This window comes from Levilactobacillus suantsaii (assembly GCF_004115745.1).
GTDB classification, from domain to species: domain Bacteria; phylum Bacillota; class Bacilli; order Lactobacillales; family Lactobacillaceae; genus Levilactobacillus; species Levilactobacillus suantsaii.
This window is the reverse complement of record NZ_QXIL01000004.1, coordinates 142834-159027: the sequence shown is the minus strand read 5'-3', so window position 1 is coordinate 159027 and position 16194 is coordinate 142834. Positions and strand designations below refer to the sequence as shown.

Here is a 16194-nt window from a genome sequence, read left to right as displayed (position 1 = left end):
AGTGTGGTGGCGATAGCCTGAAGGATACACCCGTTCCCATGCCGAACACGGAAGTTAAGCTTCAGCACGCCAATAGTAGTTGGGGGATCGCCCCCTGCGAGGATAGGACGTTGCCACGCGTATATGGAGGATTAGCTCAGTTGGGAGAGCGTCTGCCTTACAAGCAGAGGGTCACAGGTTCGAGCCCTGTATCCTCCATTGAGCCCTTAGCTCAGTTGGTAGAGCATCTGACTTTTAATCAGAGGGTCGACAGTTCGAGCCTGTCAGGGCTCATTCACCAAGTGGTGAGTGATATATATAGATTAGAAAGAATGATACTGACTATGCCGACTTAGCTCAGTTGGTAGAGCACCTGTCTTGTAAACAGGGGGTCGGAAGTTCGAATCTTCTAGTCGGCATTATTTTGCGGAAGTAGTTCAGTGGTAGAACATCACCTTGCCATGGTGGGGGTCGCGGGTTCGAATCCCGTCTTCCGCTTGATACCGAAAGGTATTAAGTCGTTACTGTTATTTTGCACCCATAGCGCAACTGGATAGAGTGTCTGACTACGAATCAGAAGGTTGTAGGTTCGACTCCTACTGGGTGCATTTTAACGGGAAGTAGCTCAGCTTGGTAGAGCACCTGGTTTGGGACCAGGGGGTCGCAGGTTCGAATCCTGTCTTCCCGATTAAATAAGAATATTTTATTTAACACTTCGCGGTGTAGCTCAGCTGGCTAGAGCGTTCGGTTCATACCCGAGAGGTCGAGGGTTCGATCCCCCCCGCCGCGATTTGGACTTGGACTGGACCTTTAGCTCAGTTGGTTAGAGCAAACGGCTCATAACCGTTCGGTCGTAGGTTCGAGTCCTACAAGGTCCATCAGGTGGACATTGTTACAGTGCGATATGGAGGATTACCCAAGTCTGGCTGAAGGGAACGGTCTTGAAAACCGTCAGGTGGGTAAAACCACGCGAGAGTTCGAATCTCTCATCCTCCTTTTTCTATTATCGCGGGATAGAGCAGTCTGGTAGCTCGTCGGGCTCATAACCCGGAGGTCGTTGGTTCAAATCCAGCTCCCGCAATTGGTCCGTTGGTCTAGTCGGTTTAGGACGCCTGCCTGTCACGCAGGAGATCGCGAGTTCGAGTCTCGTACGGACCGTTTTAAATGGCTCGGTAGCTCAGTCGGTAGAGCAATGGATTGAAGCTCCATGTGTCGGCGGTTCGATTCCGTCCCGCGCCATTGCTTGAAAACTCATATAAGTTTTGCGGGTATAGTTTAGTGGTAAAACCACAGCCTTCCAAGCTGTTGTCGCGAGTTCGATTCTCGTTACCCGCTTTTATATGGGCCTATAGCTCAGCTGGTTTAGAGCGCACGCCTGATAAGCGTGAGGTCGATGGTTCGAGTCCATTTAGGCCCATATGGAGAAGTACTCAAGTGGCTGAAGAGGTGCCCCTGCTAAGGGTATAGGTCGCGCAAGCGGCGCGAGAGTTCGAATCTCTCCTTCTCCGTTTATATGACCCGTTGGTCAAGTGGTTTAAGACACTGCCCTTTCACGGCAGTAACATGGGTTCGAATCCCGTACGGGTCATTGTGATGATTATCATCGCAATCTTAATTTCATATTTCTATTATCGCGGGATAGAGCAGTCTGGTAGCTCGTCGGGCTCATAACCCGGAGGTCGTTGGTTCAAATCCAGCTCCCGCAATAGTTGGTCCGTTGGTCTAGTCGGTTTAGGACGCCTGCCTGTCACGCAGGAGATCACGAGTTCGAGTCTCGTACGGACCGTCCGATAAAGTCTTCCCGTGAGTGGAAGGCTTTTTTGGTATGGTCTTTTTCGGTGTCTTGTCTTGTCAACCGGTGTTGATGAGGAGGGTTATTGGAATCCAATTCACTGGGGTTCCTTTTCTTGACTGATTTTGAATTCGATTTAAATAATGAATTGGTTTCCCCAGAAAACTCCTCAGCAACAGCCGTTGACAAAGAGTCTTTATTTTCTTCTATAGAAAAAGGGCAGTTTTTAGCCAAACTACTATCTAAGTATTATGGACGTGAAAGTCAATCCTAATCCTTGACTTACAGTCGACTCGAACCCTTATACTAAGGACGTAAAACGATAGGAGTGATTATGGATGGGCATGCAGTACGCCAAGTTAGGTCATACGGACATTAACGTGTCAAAGGTTTGTATCGGGGCGATGAGTTTTGGCAAACCCGGTACGATGCACAAGTGGAGCTTACCTTACGATGAAAGTGAACAGGTGATCCGCCACGCGTTAGATTTAGGCATCAACTTTTTTGATACCGCTAACGGCTATTCGAAGGGAATCAGTGAAGAGTATCTGGGGCGCGCGTTTAAAGCTAACCAGATTCCGCGTGATAAAGTTGTCATTTCTTCGAAGGTATACTTTAACCCGGGTCGGCTCTCTAAGGAAGCCATCCACCGCGAAATTGATGGGTCGTTGAAACGTTTGGGAACCGATTACTTGGATCTTTATATCATTCACCGATTCGATTACGAGACGCCGATTGAAGAAATCATGGAAGCACTAAACGACCTAGTTAAGGCCGGTAAAGTACGGGCCATTGGGGCTTCTGCAATGTACGGTTACCAATTCCAAAACATGCAACAAGTCGCTAAGGACCGCGGTTGGGCCCAGTTCCAGGCCATGGAGAACCATTACAATCTGTTGTACCGTGAAGATGAACGCGAACTGATTCCTATCTGTCAACAAATGGGCGTGTCGTTGATGCCTTATAGTCCCTTAGCGTCTGGTCACTTGAGCCACAAGGATTGGCAAGTCGATACGTTGCGGAGTCAGACCGACCGGGTCGCCATGGGTAAATACGACCGCGCCGAGCAACAAGACTTGGGTATCGTGGACCGGGTCGACGAATTGGCCCAGAAGTACCAAGTTTCAATGTCGCAGATTGCTTTGGCTTGGCAATGGGCTAAGGGTGTCGTGGCACCAATCGTTGGGTCCACGAAGACTCAACATCTGGATGATGCGGCCGCTGCGTTAGCCATTAAGCTGACGCCGGAAGATGTCAACTACCTGGAGGAACTCTACGTGCCGCACGAAATCGTGGGCGCCATCGACCATAATCCTGATACGGGCACTGTTTTGATTGATGAAAAAAAGTAAAGTTAACGATATTAAAAGAGCAGGTTTCCTAAAATCGATTTAGGAGCCTGCCTTTTTAGAGCTAAATTGAGTTTAAGCGCGCTGCGTTAGTAAAAATTGCCGCAATTGGGGGTCGTGAGCGTAAATATACAACCCTTTAACGCCACGTTTCATAAGCACATTGATAGAATTCAAGACTAACTGCTGTTTGGCGGCAGTCAAATCTTGTGGGGCAATGTCATCCCGATGTTTGAAGACCGCGGCGTCAGTTGTCTGGGACAAATCGATGGTGAGTTGTTGGTCGACCAGTTTGACCGGGGGACCTAAAATCACACCGACGTAGTTTAAGTCAAACCCTTGACAAGTGTAGATGGATCCGACTTCGTTGCGGGTCTCGGGCAGTTCTGCCCAGGGCGTTTGGGTATAATTATACTGGTCCCAGGGAAGCCGGAATCGGCCTTCCGTGACGTAGTGTTTGCCGCCGTCGAGAGTTGACGGGTAGCCCGAAGTCGAGACGATGCGGGACAACCCGACAGTTTGATCGCGGGCTACGATGGCTTGGCGCATGGCTTCGGCGTCGTCGAAGATCCGCAATTCGTAGTTGGCCCCGCCGTTCGCAGGTAACGGATGAAGCTGGTGGTGGGTGAACGCATTGATCCAGGCGACCAGTTGATCACTAGCTTGCATCCGAAATTGATGGGTCAGCCGATAACTCGTATGCGGGTAGGGCGCTAGTAAGCGTTCCAAGCGAGCTTCGGTCCAAAAGCTCTTGAACCGTAAGACCTGGGTCTCGTCAAAAACCAAGATGACGACCCGCGCCGATTGGAGTAGGGCCGACAACTGGTTATCGCCGTAGAAATTATTGTAGTGGTCCGCTTGGGACAACAGTAAGTGAGCTTCATCGATGACCAAAACGTCGGCCGTGGTCTGGTGCTTCGCCAGGCGATTAATCAACGTGGTCGGCCGCTGAAAATCCTTCTTGAACAGGTGTGGTTGTCGCCCCGCAATTTGGCGGTAGACCTTCAATAGTTCGGGATGATTGACCAAGAAATAATTGGTCGTTCCTGCCAAGGGGGAAGCTGTTGCGGTCCGGGCTTGGGTCTGTAGCTGGTCGAACAGATGCGCGAGAACGACGCTTTTGCCCGTGCCGGCGTCTCCGTAGAGGGTGAACACCGCGGGTCCGGGAGTCTGCAAGTGCGCCGTCGTGAACGCGAGCAACTGCTTGACCAGGCGGTCTTGGCCGGTAGTCAGGGGCAGCGTAGGTGAAATTTTAGTGGTGGCAGTGTTGGTCACAGCCATGAATGGCGCCTTCTTTCCTAAAATTCCATTGTAACGCAACCGGTTGCGGGACCCAAATCAGGTCAAAAAAGTCCCGGCAGACTGACGATTCAGCTTGCCGGGACCATTGTTCAGGTTGCACCCACCGGTTAGGTTACGATTTGGCCTTGAGGGCGATGCGTTGATAACCGGAGCTGTGGAAGTGGTTGGCACTGGTGGCGTAAATCCCCAGGGGGGCAAACGCTGCTGAGTGGCGCCACAAAGAATAGGCTTGCCCCTCGTCCCAAATGGTGAGGAGAATGTAGTTTCCTGGATCGTTAACCTTGGTTAACACGTAGAGGGCTTGCATGCCTTGCGGGAGCGGATTGGCCGCTAACCGGTTCATCTTCGCGTCGAAGACACTGGCGGTTTCGGCATCGAAACGGAAGTAACTAAAATTGAAGAAACCGTGCCAGGCGGTTGAGCCTTGGTGCAGATTGACCTGGTAGTCTAAGTGCGTAGTGAAAAGACTAGGTTGACCGGAGACATCAAGTAGTTGGAGTCCTTCATCATCGCCCGTCGAACTGCCCAAAAGGACCAGTTGCCGGTCGGGATTTGCGGTAATCAGATGCTTCAGAACGTCCCGGCTACCAAATGTTAATGAAATATTTTGTAACATGATGACTCCCTCCTCGTTGACGCCTTCATTATACCGCAGTCTTGGTGAAAGAATGAAACGTTTACACCTTTTCATTCGCGCGCTACACTGAAGAAAGAAACTTGAAAGGATGATTGGATGGATTTAACGGTTTTGGGGTGCTACGGGGGATACCCCTTTAATGGCATCGGAACCAGTAGTTACTTGATTTCGAGTGGAGATTACCGCTTGCTGCTGGACTGCGGGAGCGGGGCGCTTACGGCGTTACAGCGCTATTTAGACCCCTTACAACTTGATGCAGTCTTACTGACCCACTATCACCACGACCATATTGCGGATGTTGGGGTCCTGCAATACTTATGGCAATTAGCACCAGGAGAAAAGAAGGAAGCTGAACTACCAATCTATGGTCATACGGCTGACCAAACTCATTTTGAAAGCTTGACTTGGCCCCACGCCACGGTGGGCCGGCCCTATGATCCACAACAAACGTTGACCTTGGGGCCGTTGACGGTGACCTTTATGGCGACCCATCACCCAGTTCCGGCTTATGCGCCAATCATCACGGAAACGGCCACGGGCAAACGTTTGGCATTTACGGCCGATACGGCGGCCTTTCCGGAACTGACGACTTGGGCTCAGGGGGCCGATACCTTGTTAGCCGATACCAACTTTTATGCTGACCATCAGGGAACGGCTTGGCATCTCACATCGACACAAGCCGGCGAGTTAGCCCGGCAGGCTCAAGTTCGTCGATTATTACTGACCCATTTGCCACAAACTGGATCGTTGGCGCAGTTACAACGGGAAGCTCAAGCTGCGGCCGGTCCTGATATCCCGGTGGCTGTGGTTCAAGCCGGCGCAACTTATCGCCTTTGAAATTAGGGTTGAGGCTGGACTTTAATTAGAATGATGATATAATGGTTACCATAAAATATTAATTATAAAAGGGGAGGTCCTCAACATGACTGTGATTCTCTATACGACGCCGAGTTGTGCTTCTTGCCGCAAAGCGCGGCACTGGTTAGATACCCATCGCATTGCGTACCGTGAACGGAATATGGTGGCGACCCCCCTTACGGCGAGTGAACTCAAGGCGATTTTACGCTTGACAGAAACGGGGACCGATGAGATTATCTCGACACGGTCTAAGCCGTACCAGCAATTAAAGCTAGCGGTCGACGATTTACCGTTACGGGAGTTATACGCGCTGATTCAACAGAACCCCACCATTCTACGGCGGCCGATTATCCACGACGACCGGCGGCTCCAAGTCGGGTATAATGAAGATGAGATTCGTAGCTTCTTACCCCGGCAAGTACGGGTGTTAGCGCGTAATCAAGCCCAACAGCGGGTAAACTTGGTTAAGTAAGCTAAATTAGTTGCATCTAACTGGATTTGTGAGAGAATACTACTTGCAGTCCGGTTTTTTGGTGACCATTACTTTACAAGCCATTAAAAACGTTTAGAATGAGTATCAAGGACAATACCCAACCCATGAGAAAGGGGTGTTATTCATGGAAATGGAACGGATCAATGAAAATACGATTCGTGTGGTCATTGGGAACGATGACCTAAGCGAACGTGGGATTACCGTCCTGGATCTCTTAGGGAACCATAAGCAGATTGAAAGCTTCTTCTATAGTATTTTGGAGGAAGTGGATGTTGATCACCAATTCCAAGACAATGATGCGGTGACCTTTCAGGTTTTGCCAAATCGCAACGGTCTGGAATTATTCATCAGTAAAAATGTCGATCAAGACGCTGAGACGAACGACGACCAAGGGGATGCCGGTGTCTATACGGATCACCCCGACCAGATTTCGGACCAGCTTAAAGAACATTTACTTGAAAAGGACGAGCGAAAGGATGTCTTCTCGAGCTTGAAATCACGTGCAAGTGAAACGAATGATGTGGCCGATTATCTGAATGATGACGGGCAACCGACGATTTCTCAAGTGGTAAAGTTACACAGCTTTGAGGACATGGTTAGTTTGGCGCGGGTCCTGCACTTAGAAAGTGCCGCGTCGAATCTCTACCGTTATAACGGTGACTATTACTTAGAACTGATCTTCTTTACCAACGAGACGTCGCGGGAAACCATTAAGGATGACTTAGCTGTGGCGTATGAGTATGCTGACCGGTCCCGGTTAGCCGCGGATGTGTTAGCGGAACACGGGGAACTAGTGATGGAGCACAGTGCTTTGGAACTCACCCGATACTACTTCTTAGGGGCTAAATAAGCCAGGGCGATTGACCTTACTTGATTTGGTGTACTGAGGAACCTTAATTTAAAATTTAACCAGAATTTCTAAAGCGGCTGTATTCCATGAGTGATGGGGTACAGCTTTTAGGGTTCTATGATAGTTGGGTCTGGGGCTTATGTTCCAGACTCTTTTATTGTTGTAGAAGTCTATCGGAATGTGAAAAATACCGCCATGGCGGCGTTGACGAGATGAAATACATGGTGTTTTTCCAGCAGTGATGGGACTCCCGTATGGATACCAAAATGGACGCCTCGGTCAGTTGACTGAGACGCCCATTTTAAATGGTTGGCCTATTCTGCTTGGTGGATGTCACCTAAGATGTCGTCTTGGGTGAAGTCGTGGCCCATGTAAGCTGTGTTCGTGGTTGGTAAGTGTTGTTCTAACGTGTCGAACTGCTGAAAACTGACGTCACCGGTCACCTGGTCGAAACCCAGAATATGACCGCCAAAGTCGTGGTCATCGGCCAAGAAGTGACTGTGAAAGCCCGCTACGGCTGCCCCGTCGAAAACTTGCGGGGAATAGTAGCTTAGAAGCGTTCCGGTTACAGTCTCACGGATAAAGTGACTTTGGTTGGCCGCCGTCTTGGCTAGCGACTGATAGGGCTGACCGGATTTCGGTACGGCACGGGTCTCCATGTTGGTAAAGGTGCCCGTGATCTTTAACGAATAAAAGGTGTTGGCACTGGCCACCTTGCTCGTAATCCGGCGTTGAAGGGTGGGTCGCGTAATCTGATCTACGTGCATCAACGGGGTGTAGTCGGCAAAGTGACTATTGGCAAAGGGCATCATGAAATTAGCACTGACTAGGTTGACCCGGCCGTTGCTATCGATTTGATAGGGCGTTCCGTCTAAGATGATGAGTTCCCCATCGAGTCCCTCACCGGTACCAATGCCGGTGTCGCCGTGAGCCAAAAGGTCGGCCATCTTCAAAGTTCCGTCTAATAACCCAGGGACCAATAACGCTAAGGTACCATGTTGGTAAAGGGTTGTCTTGTTGTCTGCCATAAATTGCCTCCTGGAATTAGTTGAGCACGTCCTTGAGCAAGGTGGACGTGAATTTTGAATTGTCGCTGTAATCCACCGGAATATCGATTACGGTCGGTCCGGCGGTGGCAAAGGCCTGCTTCAAGGCCGCGGCGACTTGGTCGGGCGTATCGGCATGAAGCCCAGTTGCGCCAAAGCTTTCAGCGTATTTAGTAAAGTCAACGTGACCGATGTCGATGCCGGCATCGCGCCCGTATTTGGCCTGTTCTTGGAACTCGACCATGTTGTAGTGACCGTCGTTCCAGATGAGTTGAACGATTGGTAGTTGCAAGCGCACGGCCGTCTCGAGCTCCTGACCAGAGAAGAGAAAGCCCCCGTCACCGGAAACGGACACGACGGGTTGCCCCGGTCGTTCTAACGCCGCGGCGATGGCCCAGGGTAACGCGACGCCGAGTGTCTGCATCCCGTTACTGAAGAGCAAGTGGCGTGGTTCGTAACTCCGGAAGTGGCGGGCCATCCAGATGTAATGGCTACCGACGTCGACCGTGACGGTCGTGTCGTCTTGGACCTGGTCTTGGAGCGCCTTGATGATGGCCAGGGGATGTACCTCGCGATCCGACGAGGTGGTCGGAATAGCGTCTTGGGAGACGAAGTTGGTTTGCATGGTGTGCAGGTGGTCAGTCATGGTGTCACTCAACGTTAACTGTGGCAACTGGTCACTTAGGGCCTGCAACGTTTTGGCAATGTCAGCTTGGATGACCAGATCTGGTTGGTAATCGTTAGAAATTTCGGGTGCAATGCTGTCCAGGTTGATGATTTCGCCGGTCCGGTCGGGGTTCCACAAACGGCCTTCGTATTCGACGGGGTCGTAGCCGACCGCGATAACCAGGTCACTTTCCTTAAGAATGGCGTCCCCGATTTGGTTACGGAAGAGGCCTACACGACCAAAGTAGTTCTTTTCCAGGCCCCGTGAAATTACACCGGCGCCCTGGAAGGTTTCCACAACGGGAATTGAAAATTTGTGAAGTAGGGCGTGGATGGCGGCCGTGACGTCGGCACTTGATGACCGCATCCCGGCTAAAATAACGGGGAGCTTGGCCGTTTTTAATTTTGCGATGATTTGGTCCAGCACGTGAGCATCGGCGCTACCCTGTTCCACGGGCGCCAGGGGCTTGATATCCGGCGTGGTCACCGTGTCACCCAACACATCTTTAGGCAGAGAAATGAATGTAGCCCCCGCCTTAGGCGCCACCGCCGTTTGGTAAGCGTTGGCAAACGTTTCGGAGAGATTGTTAGCGTCTTGAACCTCGACGCTGTCTTTAGTGGCTGACGTCATCAGTTCCTTACTGGGGATGCTTTGGTGCGTCAAACGCGCCACATCGTTACGGGGCACCTGGCCGCCTAACGCGATGACGGGATCTCCTTCAGAGGTGGCAGTAATCAAGCCGGTCGCTAAGTTGGAGACCCCGGGACCAGACGTCGTGGCCACGACTCCCGGTTGACCGGTCAACCGACCGATGCCGGAGGCAATGAAGGCTGCGTTTTGTTCGTGATGGGTGATGATCAGGCGTGGCGTACGGGGATCCGTACTGTGTTCTAACAGGTCGAACAATTGGTCGACCTTGGCTCCGGGAAGACCAAAGACATATTTAATGCCCTGGTTGATCATTGCTTGTACTAATGCTTCGGCACCGTTCTTTTTCATCGAGTCGTCTCCTTGTTAAGTCTGAAGTTGCGTGGTATGGTTTAAAGATAAAACGGCTGTGTTGATTTGTCAACACACTTGACTCGAGGGAAATGATCGCATGAAAAATATCGGCTATTTGGCGCAGGATATTTCGATTCTGCACCGGCAATTCTACAAGGAAACCAAAAAACAATTCGAAACGCTAGGGTTGAATCAAACCGCAGCCTGTATCTTGCTGGTGATTGGTGACAACTCACAGCTTACACAAAACCAGGTAGCTCGCTTGCTGGTAATCGATAAGGCGCTTATCACCCGAGAAGTCACTAAAATGGCTGGGTTGGACTACCTCACGAAAACGGCGGGAACCGGCAAAAGCAAGCTCTTAACACTCACAGCGACCGGCATGACGGCCGTCCAAACGATTCAACAGATTCGCATTGCGTGGTGGGAAGAGAAATTTGCCGCGACAGGCATCACGGCAACTAGCCCGCTGGTCCCGGCTATCGAGGCCGTGGTCGAACACGTGGTGGCGGAAAAATCGGATCACTCGGCGTCATAGATGAGAAACGGTGATGACTCAAGATCCCGGTGGCGACAGCGTCCTGGGACTCGTCCACAGTAAAAAAGAAGTCGGTAGAAAGTTCTCAAGGATTGGGAACTTCTACCGGCTTCTTTGCCGCTACAAACGCCTAAATTGTGGTTAAAGTGGTTAGCGGCGTTCAATCGCCAGTAAGTATGGCGGGGTGTGGACCTGGTTGATGAAGCCGTACTGCAGGACTTGGTACGTTTTTTGCGGTAAGGCGGCACAAAAGTCGTGGACGGCCGTGGCCTCGGCTTGCCCGCCGGGATGGCCGGCATAAACCACCAGGATAATACGTCCCCCGCGTGGCAAATGGGGTAAAATGGCCTGAATGGCGGTCAACGTGGTGTTGGCCCGGGTAATCAGCGTTTTGTCACCGCCAGGCAGGTAGCCCAGGTTAAAAATGGCGCCGGCGACTTCGGTTTGGTCATCGAGATAAGTGGCCACGTGTTCGTGGCCCGTCAGGTGTAAGGTCACTCGTGGGGTCAACCCGGTCAGCGTCAACTGGGTACGGGTCTCCTGAAGTGCGGTCGCCTGGACGTCAAAGCCGATGACGTGGCCGGTAGGACCGACTTCTTGGGCCAAGAAGAGCGTGTCATGGCCGTTACCGACTGTAGCGTCGATGACTGTGGCGCCGGGATAGAGGCAGTCTTTGAGTAGGGTATGACTATAAGTTAAGGCGTTGGGTAAATTCATCATTCATTACTTCCTTAGGGTAAATAACCATTGGCTAAGCGTTAAACAACAAAAGCCGAGTAACCAGCCGGCCAAGACGTCGGTGGGGTAGTGCACGCCCACGAAGACGCGTGAGACGCCCATCACGATGATCCAGATGCTAGCCAGACCAATTAGCAGGCGGCGCCAGTGGGGATGGTGCGGTAAGGTCGTAGCCAACAAAATAATGACAGACCCCCACAAGACCATCACAGTGATGGCGTGACCGCTAGGAAAACTGTACGAGGTCTCGTGGACCAATTGATGCACGGCCGGGCGCGCCCGTTGGACCAAGTGTTTGACCAGCGGGTTGCCCAAAACGGCGAACACGACCACGTTGACCACCAAAAAACACGCGCCTTGGTAGCGCCGAAAGATGAGGAGTCCCGCGGCTAAGAGTACAGTGGTCCAGAAGGTGCCATGGGGGTTACCGGTCGTGGTAATGGCCGTCACTAATTTGGTGAGACTGGTCGAGACGGGTTGTCGAATCGCCTGGCTCACGGTCGTGTCGAGGGCGTGGACCCAGGCTTGGTGGGTCACGACGCCCCAGAGATCGAGGCCAAAGAGGAGCGCGGCTAGCCAGGTGAGTTGCCAGCGCAAACGCGAAATTTTGGGCACGGATGAATCGCTCCTTTGCGACAGATTTAGTCCTAGTATAGCATAGGTGGCGAAGAGATTTTTTAGCGAAAAGCCCCGGGGCGTCTTGCTTTTAACTAGGGGGTTTGCTAAGATTAGGACAATCACCGATAAAATAAACGTTGACGGGAAGTAGTAGGAACTTCAAGGCCACAAGAGAGCGGATGGGGCTGGAAATCCGTGACCGGAAGTTGTGAACTTATCTCCGAGTGTATTCTGCCGCAAGGTGGGCGTTTGGCGCCGTTATCCGCTAGTGAGTCCCGGTTACCGGGAAAACGTAGGTGGTACCGCGCTGAAACGCCCTACAGAATTGGTCAAGTGGCCGATTCTGGGGGCTTTTTTTACACACAATGTTTGATGACAGAAAGGAAGAGTTCAGTTTGGCATACAAACACCAAATTATCGAGCGCAAGTGGCAACATTACTGGCGTGTTAACGAGACTTTCAAGGCCGTTGACGAGTCACCGAAACCAAAATACTATGTCTTAGATATGTTCCCTTACCCGTCCGGTCAAGGCCTCCACGTGGGGCACCCGGAAGGTTATACCGCGACCGACATCATGGCCCGTTACAAGCGGATGCAAGGCTTTAACGTTTTACACCCAATGGGCTGGGATGCCTTTGGTCTACCGGCGGAACAGTACGCGTTGAAGACGGGACACAATCCTAAGGACTTTACCGCGCATAACATCAAGAACTTCAAGCGACAGATTCGCTCGTTAGGATTCTCTTACGACTGGAGCCGGGAGGTCAACACCACCGATGAGTCGTACTACAAGTGGACCCAATGGATCTTCGAACAACTCTACAAGAAGGGGTTAGCCTACGAAGACAAAATCATGGTCAACTGGGCGCCCGACTTCATGGGGGGAACTGTCGTGGCCAACGAAGAAGTCGTGGACGGCAAGACCGAACGGGGCGGTTACCCGGTTTACCGAGTGCCAATGCGGCAATGGGTCTTGCGGATCACGGCCTACGCTGACCGCTTGTTGAAAGACCTCGACGATTTGGACTGGCCAGAAAGCATCAAGGAACAACAGCGTCATTGGATTGGCCGTTCCGAAGGGGCCAGCATCTTCTTCCCGGTTGCGGGACAAGAAGACACCAAAATCGAAGTTTACTCGACGCGGCCGGACACCTTGTTTGGCGCGACTTACATGGTCTTAGCGCCCGAACACGAGTTAGTCGACCAAATCACGACGCCGGAACAACACGATGCCGTTCAGGCTTACAAGGACGCCATTGAAAGCAAGTCCGATTTGGAACGGACTGACCTCAATAAGGACAAGTCCGGGGTCTTCACCGGTGCTTACGGCATCAATCCGATCAACGGTAAGAAGTTACCTATTTGGATTGGGGATTACGTCCTCGCGTCTTACGGAACGGGGGCCATCATGGCCGTGCCCGCTCACGACGAACGGGACAACGATTTCGCTAAGAAGTTCAAGTTGCCAATCATCCAAGTCATTGCCCCCGAAGATGGTAGTGAGGTCGATGTTCAGACCGAAGCCTACACGGGCGATGGGCCTCACGTGAACTCTGATTTCTTAAACGGCATGAACAAGGCCGACGCGATGTCTGCTGCCACCGACTGGTTGGAAGCTCACGATGCGGGGCACAAGCAGGTCAACTTCCGGTTACGCGACTGGATCTTCTCCCGGCAACGTTACTGGGGTGAACCGATTCCAGTCATCCACTGGGAAGACGGCGAAACGACGCTGGTCCCAGAAGACGAATTACCATTACGCTTACCCGCGGCTAAGCAACTCGAACCGTCAGGAACTGGGGAAAGTCCTTTGGCCAACCTCGATGACTGGGTCAACGTGGTGGATAAGAACGGGCGCAAAGGAAAGCGCGAAACCAACACCATGCCACAATGGGCAGGGAGTTCGTGGTACTTCTTACGCTTCGTCGATCCCCACAACGACAAGATGATCGCCGATCCCGAGAAGTTGAAGTACTGGATGCCGGTCGACCTCTACATTGGTGGGGCGGAACACGCCGTCTTGCACCTGTTGTACGCCCGGTTCTGGCACAAGTTCCTTTACGACTTAGGCGTTGTGCCGACCAAGGAACCGTTCCAGAAGCTGGTCAACCAGGGGATGATCCTGGGGACCAACCACGAAAAGATGTCCAAGTCCAAGGGCAACGTGATCAACCCCGACGAAATCGTCGACCAATATGGGGCCGACACGTTACGGTTGTACGAAATGTTCATGGGACCGCTGGAAGCCTCGAAGCCGTGGAGTACCGAAGGCATCAACGGGTCACACCGCTGGTTGGATCGAGTCTGGCGTTTGTTGATTGATGAAAACAATCACTTACGCGACCGGGTCACTATGATCAACGACGGTCAGCTGGATAAAATTTACAACCAGACCGTCAAGGTGGTCACCGAAGACATCGAAGCGATGCACTTCAACGTGGCCATCTCGCAACTGATGGTCTTCATCAACGAGGCTTACAAAGCCGACAGCTTGCCATTATTGTACATGGAAGGCTTCGTCAAGTTGATTTCCCCAATCGTGCCGCACATTGCCGAAGAACTTTGGGCCTTGATGGGGCACGACCAGACGTTGGCTTACGCGAAGTGGCCGACGTATGATCCCAAGCAACTGGTCGAGGACGTCATCGAACTGGTCGTTCAGGTGAACGGTAAAGTTCGCGCGCACTTGAAGGTGGCTAAGGATGCGGACAAGGAAACTATCGAACAGGATGCTTTAGCCGATGACATGGTCAAGGCGCACATCGAAGGTAAAACGGTTCGTAAGGTCATCGTCGTACCAGGGAAACTGGTCAACATTGTCGCCAACTAAATTTTGACTCAAAAAGGGTCCTTGCCCACCGGTTAGCTACCGGTTGGGCAAGGACCCTTTTACTATGTAAGGCCAGCTGGGGCCATCACCGTCGCCGGTGCCGCACGTAGGTGAAGAAGTGTAGCAGGCAGGCCAGCAAGACAAAGAAGATGATGACGAAACTGACGTAGGTCAGCCAGAACTTTCCAGGGGCGAAAACCCCAAGCCACCAGGCCTGTAAGCCCATCGTGACGAGGGCCATAGCCGCAATCATAACAAACAGTAAGAGATAACGTTTCAAGGTATTATCATCCTTTCGAGTCCGGTTAGCGATTTTATGGCCCCACCGGGTACATTCGGCTAGCTTGGCCGGAGTTGGGGCGTCAGCACCCCAAGTCCCGGTCCCGACGAATTCGCCGACCTTGATCAGACCAGCCCCAGTTAGGACACGGTCAATGGTGACGAAGGTCTGGTCGGTGATGCCGGTCACGAAGTTTTCGAACGACCCGATGAAGCAGGTGGTCATGCTCAGGTAGTGTTTGTTTTTGTACTTACCAGGCAGAGTGTCGCCCGCCTTAGTCATCCGGACCAACCGAAACCGCATACAATCAAAGAATCGTTTCATCACCCCCGACAGAGTACCCCAATAAGTCGGGGCACAGATGATCCAAAAATCACTGGCGGCCATCTTAGCCTCTAAGGTGTCGAGTGCCGGGCACGGGTGGTCAGGACGGTCCGGATAGATGTCGTAATCCTGCAAAAAGGCGGTTTCGATTTTGGCGTCAGTTGGTAGCGCCTTCAAGACCGCTTGCAAATAGTCGGCGGTAATCCCGGATCGTTCGTGACTCCCGAGTAATGCTAAGTAACGCATGGCAATTCCCCCATTCGTTAAAACTAGTCCTAGTATACTGCAAAAATGCCCGGTTAAGCAATGTTGAAAAGGCCGTGTAAGCCCGTTATCATGCGATTACTGAGCGGTGGATGCCCCTAAATGACTATTGATCCGTTAAATGACCACGACACAAAATGGATGACGCGATGAAATATGGAGGCAACCTAAAAGTCGCGCCGAGGGGAGTCCCTCGCCGCGACACAATCAACATTCATTAAGTTAAATTTATTGAAAAAGATCCGTAATGATGGCGAAGAATCGTTGCCGAACGGCGTCGTCTTCACCCGCCCTTGAGAATTCGTAATGTAGTAAATGGCGATCGAACTCCTGGAAAAAGACCTTTGCCATGGTGTGATAGTCACTATCACTGGTTTGGTCGATTCGTTTGAAGCTCCGCCAAATCGCGTAAAGTAGTCGTTCGTCAGAAAAGGTTTTCAACTCAGGAAAGCTGTGTCGAACCCGTTTCGCCATCTGGATGACCTCTTGCGCACGCTCCGGGGACATTTGCATCTTCGAAGTGGCAGTCGCTCCAGCCGCTGTGTGTGCCATACTGGCCTGCCTCCTTAAAAACAGTAACTCCTTAATTCTTAACAACTCACTACTCTCTAGGATACCACTCTTAG

15 protein-coding genes, 18 tRNA genes and 1 rRNA gene are annotated in these 16194 nt (G+C 51.8%); 26 read left to right on the top strand and 8 right to left on the bottom strand.

Annotated elements, in window-relative coordinates:
* Positions 1-2: 2 nt before the first annotated feature.
* The 21 genes from rrf (at position 3) to DXH47_RS03655 (ending at position 3123) form a co-directional block, all read left to right on the top strand.
* Positions 3-119, top strand: a 5S ribosomal RNA gene (rrf, locus tag DXH47_RS03750).
* 6 nt (positions 120-125) lie between these two features.
* Positions 126-198: transfer RNA gene (locus DXH47_RS03745), tRNA-Val, on the top strand.
* A 2-nt stretch (positions 199-200) separates the two neighbouring features.
* Positions 201-273: transfer RNA gene (locus DXH47_RS03740), tRNA-Lys, on the top strand.
* Between the two features lie 52 nt (positions 274-325).
* Positions 326-398: transfer RNA gene (locus tag DXH47_RS03735), tRNA-Thr, on the top strand.
* A 7-nt stretch (positions 399-405) separates the two neighbouring features.
* A tRNA-Gly gene (locus tag DXH47_RS03730) sits at positions 406-477 on the top strand.
* Between the two features lie 36 nt (positions 478-513).
* Positions 514-587: transfer RNA gene (locus DXH47_RS03725), tRNA-Arg, on the top strand.
* Positions 588-593: 6 nt separating this feature from the next.
* Positions 594-667, top strand: a tRNA-Pro gene (locus DXH47_RS03720).
* 28 nt (positions 668-695) lie between these two features.
* Positions 696-769 (top strand) — tRNA-Met (locus DXH47_RS03715).
* A gap of 14 nt (positions 770-783) precedes the next feature.
* A tRNA-Ile gene (locus tag DXH47_RS03710) sits at positions 784-857 on the top strand.
* Positions 858-885: 28 nt separating this feature from the next.
* A tRNA-Ser gene (locus tag DXH47_RS03705) sits at positions 886-975 on the top strand.
* A gap of 11 nt (positions 976-986) precedes the next feature.
* Positions 987-1060 (top strand) — tRNA-Met (locus tag DXH47_RS03700).
* Between the two features lie 2 nt (positions 1061-1062).
* A tRNA-Asp gene (locus DXH47_RS03695) sits at positions 1063-1137 on the top strand.
* A gap of 8 nt (positions 1138-1145) precedes the next feature.
* Positions 1146-1218: transfer RNA gene (locus tag DXH47_RS03690), tRNA-Phe, on the top strand.
* Positions 1219-1243: 25 nt separating this feature from the next.
* Positions 1244-1314: transfer RNA gene (locus tag DXH47_RS03685), tRNA-Gly, on the top strand.
* A 7-nt stretch (positions 1315-1321) separates the two neighbouring features.
* Positions 1322-1396, top strand: a tRNA-Ile gene (locus tag DXH47_RS03680).
* 3 nt (positions 1397-1399) lie between these two features.
* Positions 1400-1487, top strand: a tRNA-Ser gene (locus DXH47_RS03675).
* A 7-nt stretch (positions 1488-1494) separates the two neighbouring features.
* Positions 1495-1567: transfer RNA gene (locus DXH47_RS03670), tRNA-Glu, on the top strand.
* A 44-nt stretch (positions 1568-1611) separates the two neighbouring features.
* Positions 1612-1685 (top strand) — tRNA-Met (locus tag DXH47_RS03665).
* Between the two features lie 5 nt (positions 1686-1690).
* Positions 1691-1765, top strand: a tRNA-Asp gene (locus DXH47_RS03660).
* Between the two features lie 121 nt (positions 1766-1886).
* Entirely contained in the window at positions 1887-2045 is a 159-nt protein-coding gene (locus tag DXH47_RS11615; protein ID WP_170954940.1) for a hypothetical protein, read from the top strand.
* A gap of 70 nt (positions 2046-2115) precedes the next feature.
* Complete coding sequence (locus tag DXH47_RS03655) at positions 2116-3123, top strand: aldo/keto reductase (RefSeq protein ID WP_129031733.1); 1008 nt, start codon at positions 2116-2118, stop codon at positions 3121-3123.
* Positions 3124-3195: 72 nt separating this feature from the next.
* Here DXH47_RS03655 and DXH47_RS03650 read toward each other — a convergent pair whose 3' ends face one another.
* Both DXH47_RS03650 and DXH47_RS03645 read right to left on the bottom strand, forming a co-directional pair.
* Positions 3196-4401: a DUF2075 domain-containing protein gene (locus DXH47_RS03650; protein WP_170954939.1), complete on the bottom strand. Its 1206-nt coding sequence runs from the start codon at positions 4399-4401 to the stop codon at positions 3196-3198.
* Positions 4402-4534: 133 nt separating this feature from the next.
* Positions 4535-5038, bottom strand: a complete 504-nt coding sequence (locus DXH47_RS03645) for a monooxygenase (protein ID WP_129031728.1) — start codon at positions 5036-5038, stop codon at positions 4535-4537.
* A gap of 117 nt (positions 5039-5155) precedes the next feature.
* On the opposite strand from DXH47_RS03645, the gene DXH47_RS03640 reads away from it, so the two are divergent.
* The 3 genes from DXH47_RS03640 to DXH47_RS03630 all read left to right on the top strand — a co-directional run bounded on the left by DXH47_RS03640 (position 5156) and on the right by DXH47_RS03630 (position 7260).
* On the top strand, positions 5156-5896 hold the full coding sequence (locus tag DXH47_RS03640) for an MBL fold metallo-hydrolase (RefSeq protein ID WP_129031727.1): 741 nt from the start codon (positions 5156-5158) through the stop codon (positions 5894-5896).
* 85 nt (positions 5897-5981) lie between these two features.
* Positions 5982-6389 (top strand): transcriptional regulator SpxA, encoded by a 408-nt coding sequence (gene spxA, locus DXH47_RS03635; protein ID WP_129031726.1) that lies wholly within the window; start codon positions 5982-5984, stop codon positions 6387-6389.
* 145 nt (positions 6390-6534) lie between these two features.
* Entirely contained in the window at positions 6535-7260 is a 726-nt protein-coding gene (locus DXH47_RS03630; protein ID WP_129031725.1) for an adaptor protein MecA, read from the top strand.
* A gap of 314 nt (positions 7261-7574) precedes the next feature.
* Here DXH47_RS03630 and budA read toward each other — a convergent pair whose 3' ends face one another.
* Together budA and alsS are read right to left on the bottom strand one after the other, a co-directional pair.
* Complete coding sequence (gene budA / locus DXH47_RS03625; RefSeq protein ID WP_129031724.1) at positions 7575-8288, bottom strand: acetolactate decarboxylase; 714 nt, start codon at positions 8286-8288, stop codon at positions 7575-7577.
* A 16-nt stretch (positions 8289-8304) separates the two neighbouring features.
* Entirely contained in the window at positions 8305-9972 is a 1668-nt protein-coding gene (alsS, locus tag DXH47_RS03620) for an acetolactate synthase AlsS (RefSeq protein WP_129031723.1), read from the bottom strand.
* Between the two features lie 100 nt (positions 9973-10072).
* On the opposite strand from alsS, the gene DXH47_RS03615 reads away from it, so the two are divergent.
* A complete protein-coding gene (locus DXH47_RS03615) occupies positions 10073-10513 on the top strand; it encodes a MarR family winged helix-turn-helix transcriptional regulator (RefSeq protein WP_129031722.1) in 441 nt (146 codons plus the stop codon).
* A gap of 150 nt (positions 10514-10663) precedes the next feature.
* Here the strand turns inward: DXH47_RS03615 and DXH47_RS03610 are convergent, their stop codons facing one another.
* Positions 10664-11230 (bottom strand): tRNA (mnm(5)s(2)U34)-methyltransferase, encoded by a 567-nt coding sequence (locus tag DXH47_RS03610; protein ID WP_129031721.1) that lies wholly within the window; start codon positions 11228-11230, stop codon positions 10664-10666.
* A gap of 6 nt (positions 11231-11236) precedes the next feature.
* Positions 11237-11866, bottom strand: a complete 630-nt coding sequence (locus tag DXH47_RS03605) for a phosphatase PAP2 family protein (protein ID WP_129031720.1) — start codon at positions 11864-11866, stop codon at positions 11237-11239.
* A gap of 398 nt (positions 11867-12264) precedes the next feature.
* Between DXH47_RS03605 and leuS the strand changes: the two genes are divergently transcribed.
* Positions 12265-14700: a leucine--tRNA ligase gene (leuS, locus tag DXH47_RS03600; protein ID WP_129031719.1), complete on the top strand. Its 2436-nt coding sequence runs from the start codon at positions 12265-12267 to the stop codon at positions 14698-14700.
* Positions 14701-14785: 85 nt separating this feature from the next.
* Here leuS and DXH47_RS03595 read toward each other — a convergent pair whose 3' ends face one another.
* Positions 14786-15550 (bottom strand): flavodoxin family protein, encoded by a 765-nt coding sequence (locus DXH47_RS03595; protein ID WP_129031718.1) that lies wholly within the window; start codon positions 15548-15550, stop codon positions 14786-14788.
* Between the two features lie 246 nt (positions 15551-15796).
* A complete protein-coding gene (locus DXH47_RS03590) occupies positions 15797-16120 on the bottom strand; it encodes a hypothetical protein (protein ID WP_129031717.1) in 324 nt (107 codons plus the stop codon).
* Between the last annotated feature and the right edge of the window lie 74 nt (positions 16121-16194).

Coding starts and splice junctions, on each gene's coding strand:
- DXH47_RS03590 (WP_129031717.1), bottom strand. CDS start 16,120: ATGGCACACACAGCGGCTGGAGCGACTGCCACTTCGAAGATGCAAATG.
- spxA (WP_129031726.1), top strand. CDS start 5,982: ATGACTGTGATTCTCTATACGACGCCGAGTTGTGCTTCTTGCCGCAAA.
- DXH47_RS03630 (WP_129031725.1), top strand. CDS start 6,535: ATGGAAATGGAACGGATCAATGAAAATACGATTCGTGTGGTCATTGGG.
- DXH47_RS03650 (WP_170954939.1), bottom strand. CDS start 4,401: ATGGCTGTGACCAACACTGCCACCACTAAAATTTCACCTACGCTGCCC.
- DXH47_RS03655 (WP_129031733.1), top strand. CDS start 2,116: ATGCAGTACGCCAAGTTAGGTCATACGGACATTAACGTGTCAAAGGTT.
- DXH47_RS03595 (WP_129031718.1), bottom strand. CDS start 15,550: ATGCGTTACTTAGCATTACTCGGGAGTCACGAACGATCCGGGATTACC.
- DXH47_RS03640 (WP_129031727.1), top strand. CDS start 5,156: ATGGATTTAACGGTTTTGGGGTGCTACGGGGGATACCCCTTTAATGGC.
- budA (WP_129031724.1), bottom strand. CDS start 8,288: ATGGCAGACAACAAGACAACCCTTTACCAACATGGTACCTTAGCGTTA.
- alsS (WP_129031723.1), bottom strand. CDS start 9,972: ATGAAAAAGAACGGTGCCGAAGCATTAGTACAAGCAATGATCAACCAG.
- DXH47_RS03645 (WP_129031728.1), bottom strand. CDS start 5,038: ATGTTACAAAATATTTCATTAACATTTGGTAGCCGGGACGTTCTGAAG.
- DXH47_RS03615 (WP_129031722.1), top strand. CDS start 10,073: ATGAAAAATATCGGCTATTTGGCGCAGGATATTTCGATTCTGCACCGG.
- DXH47_RS03610 (WP_129031721.1), bottom strand. CDS start 11,230: ATGAATTTACCCAACGCCTTAACTTATAGTCATACCCTACTCAAAGAC.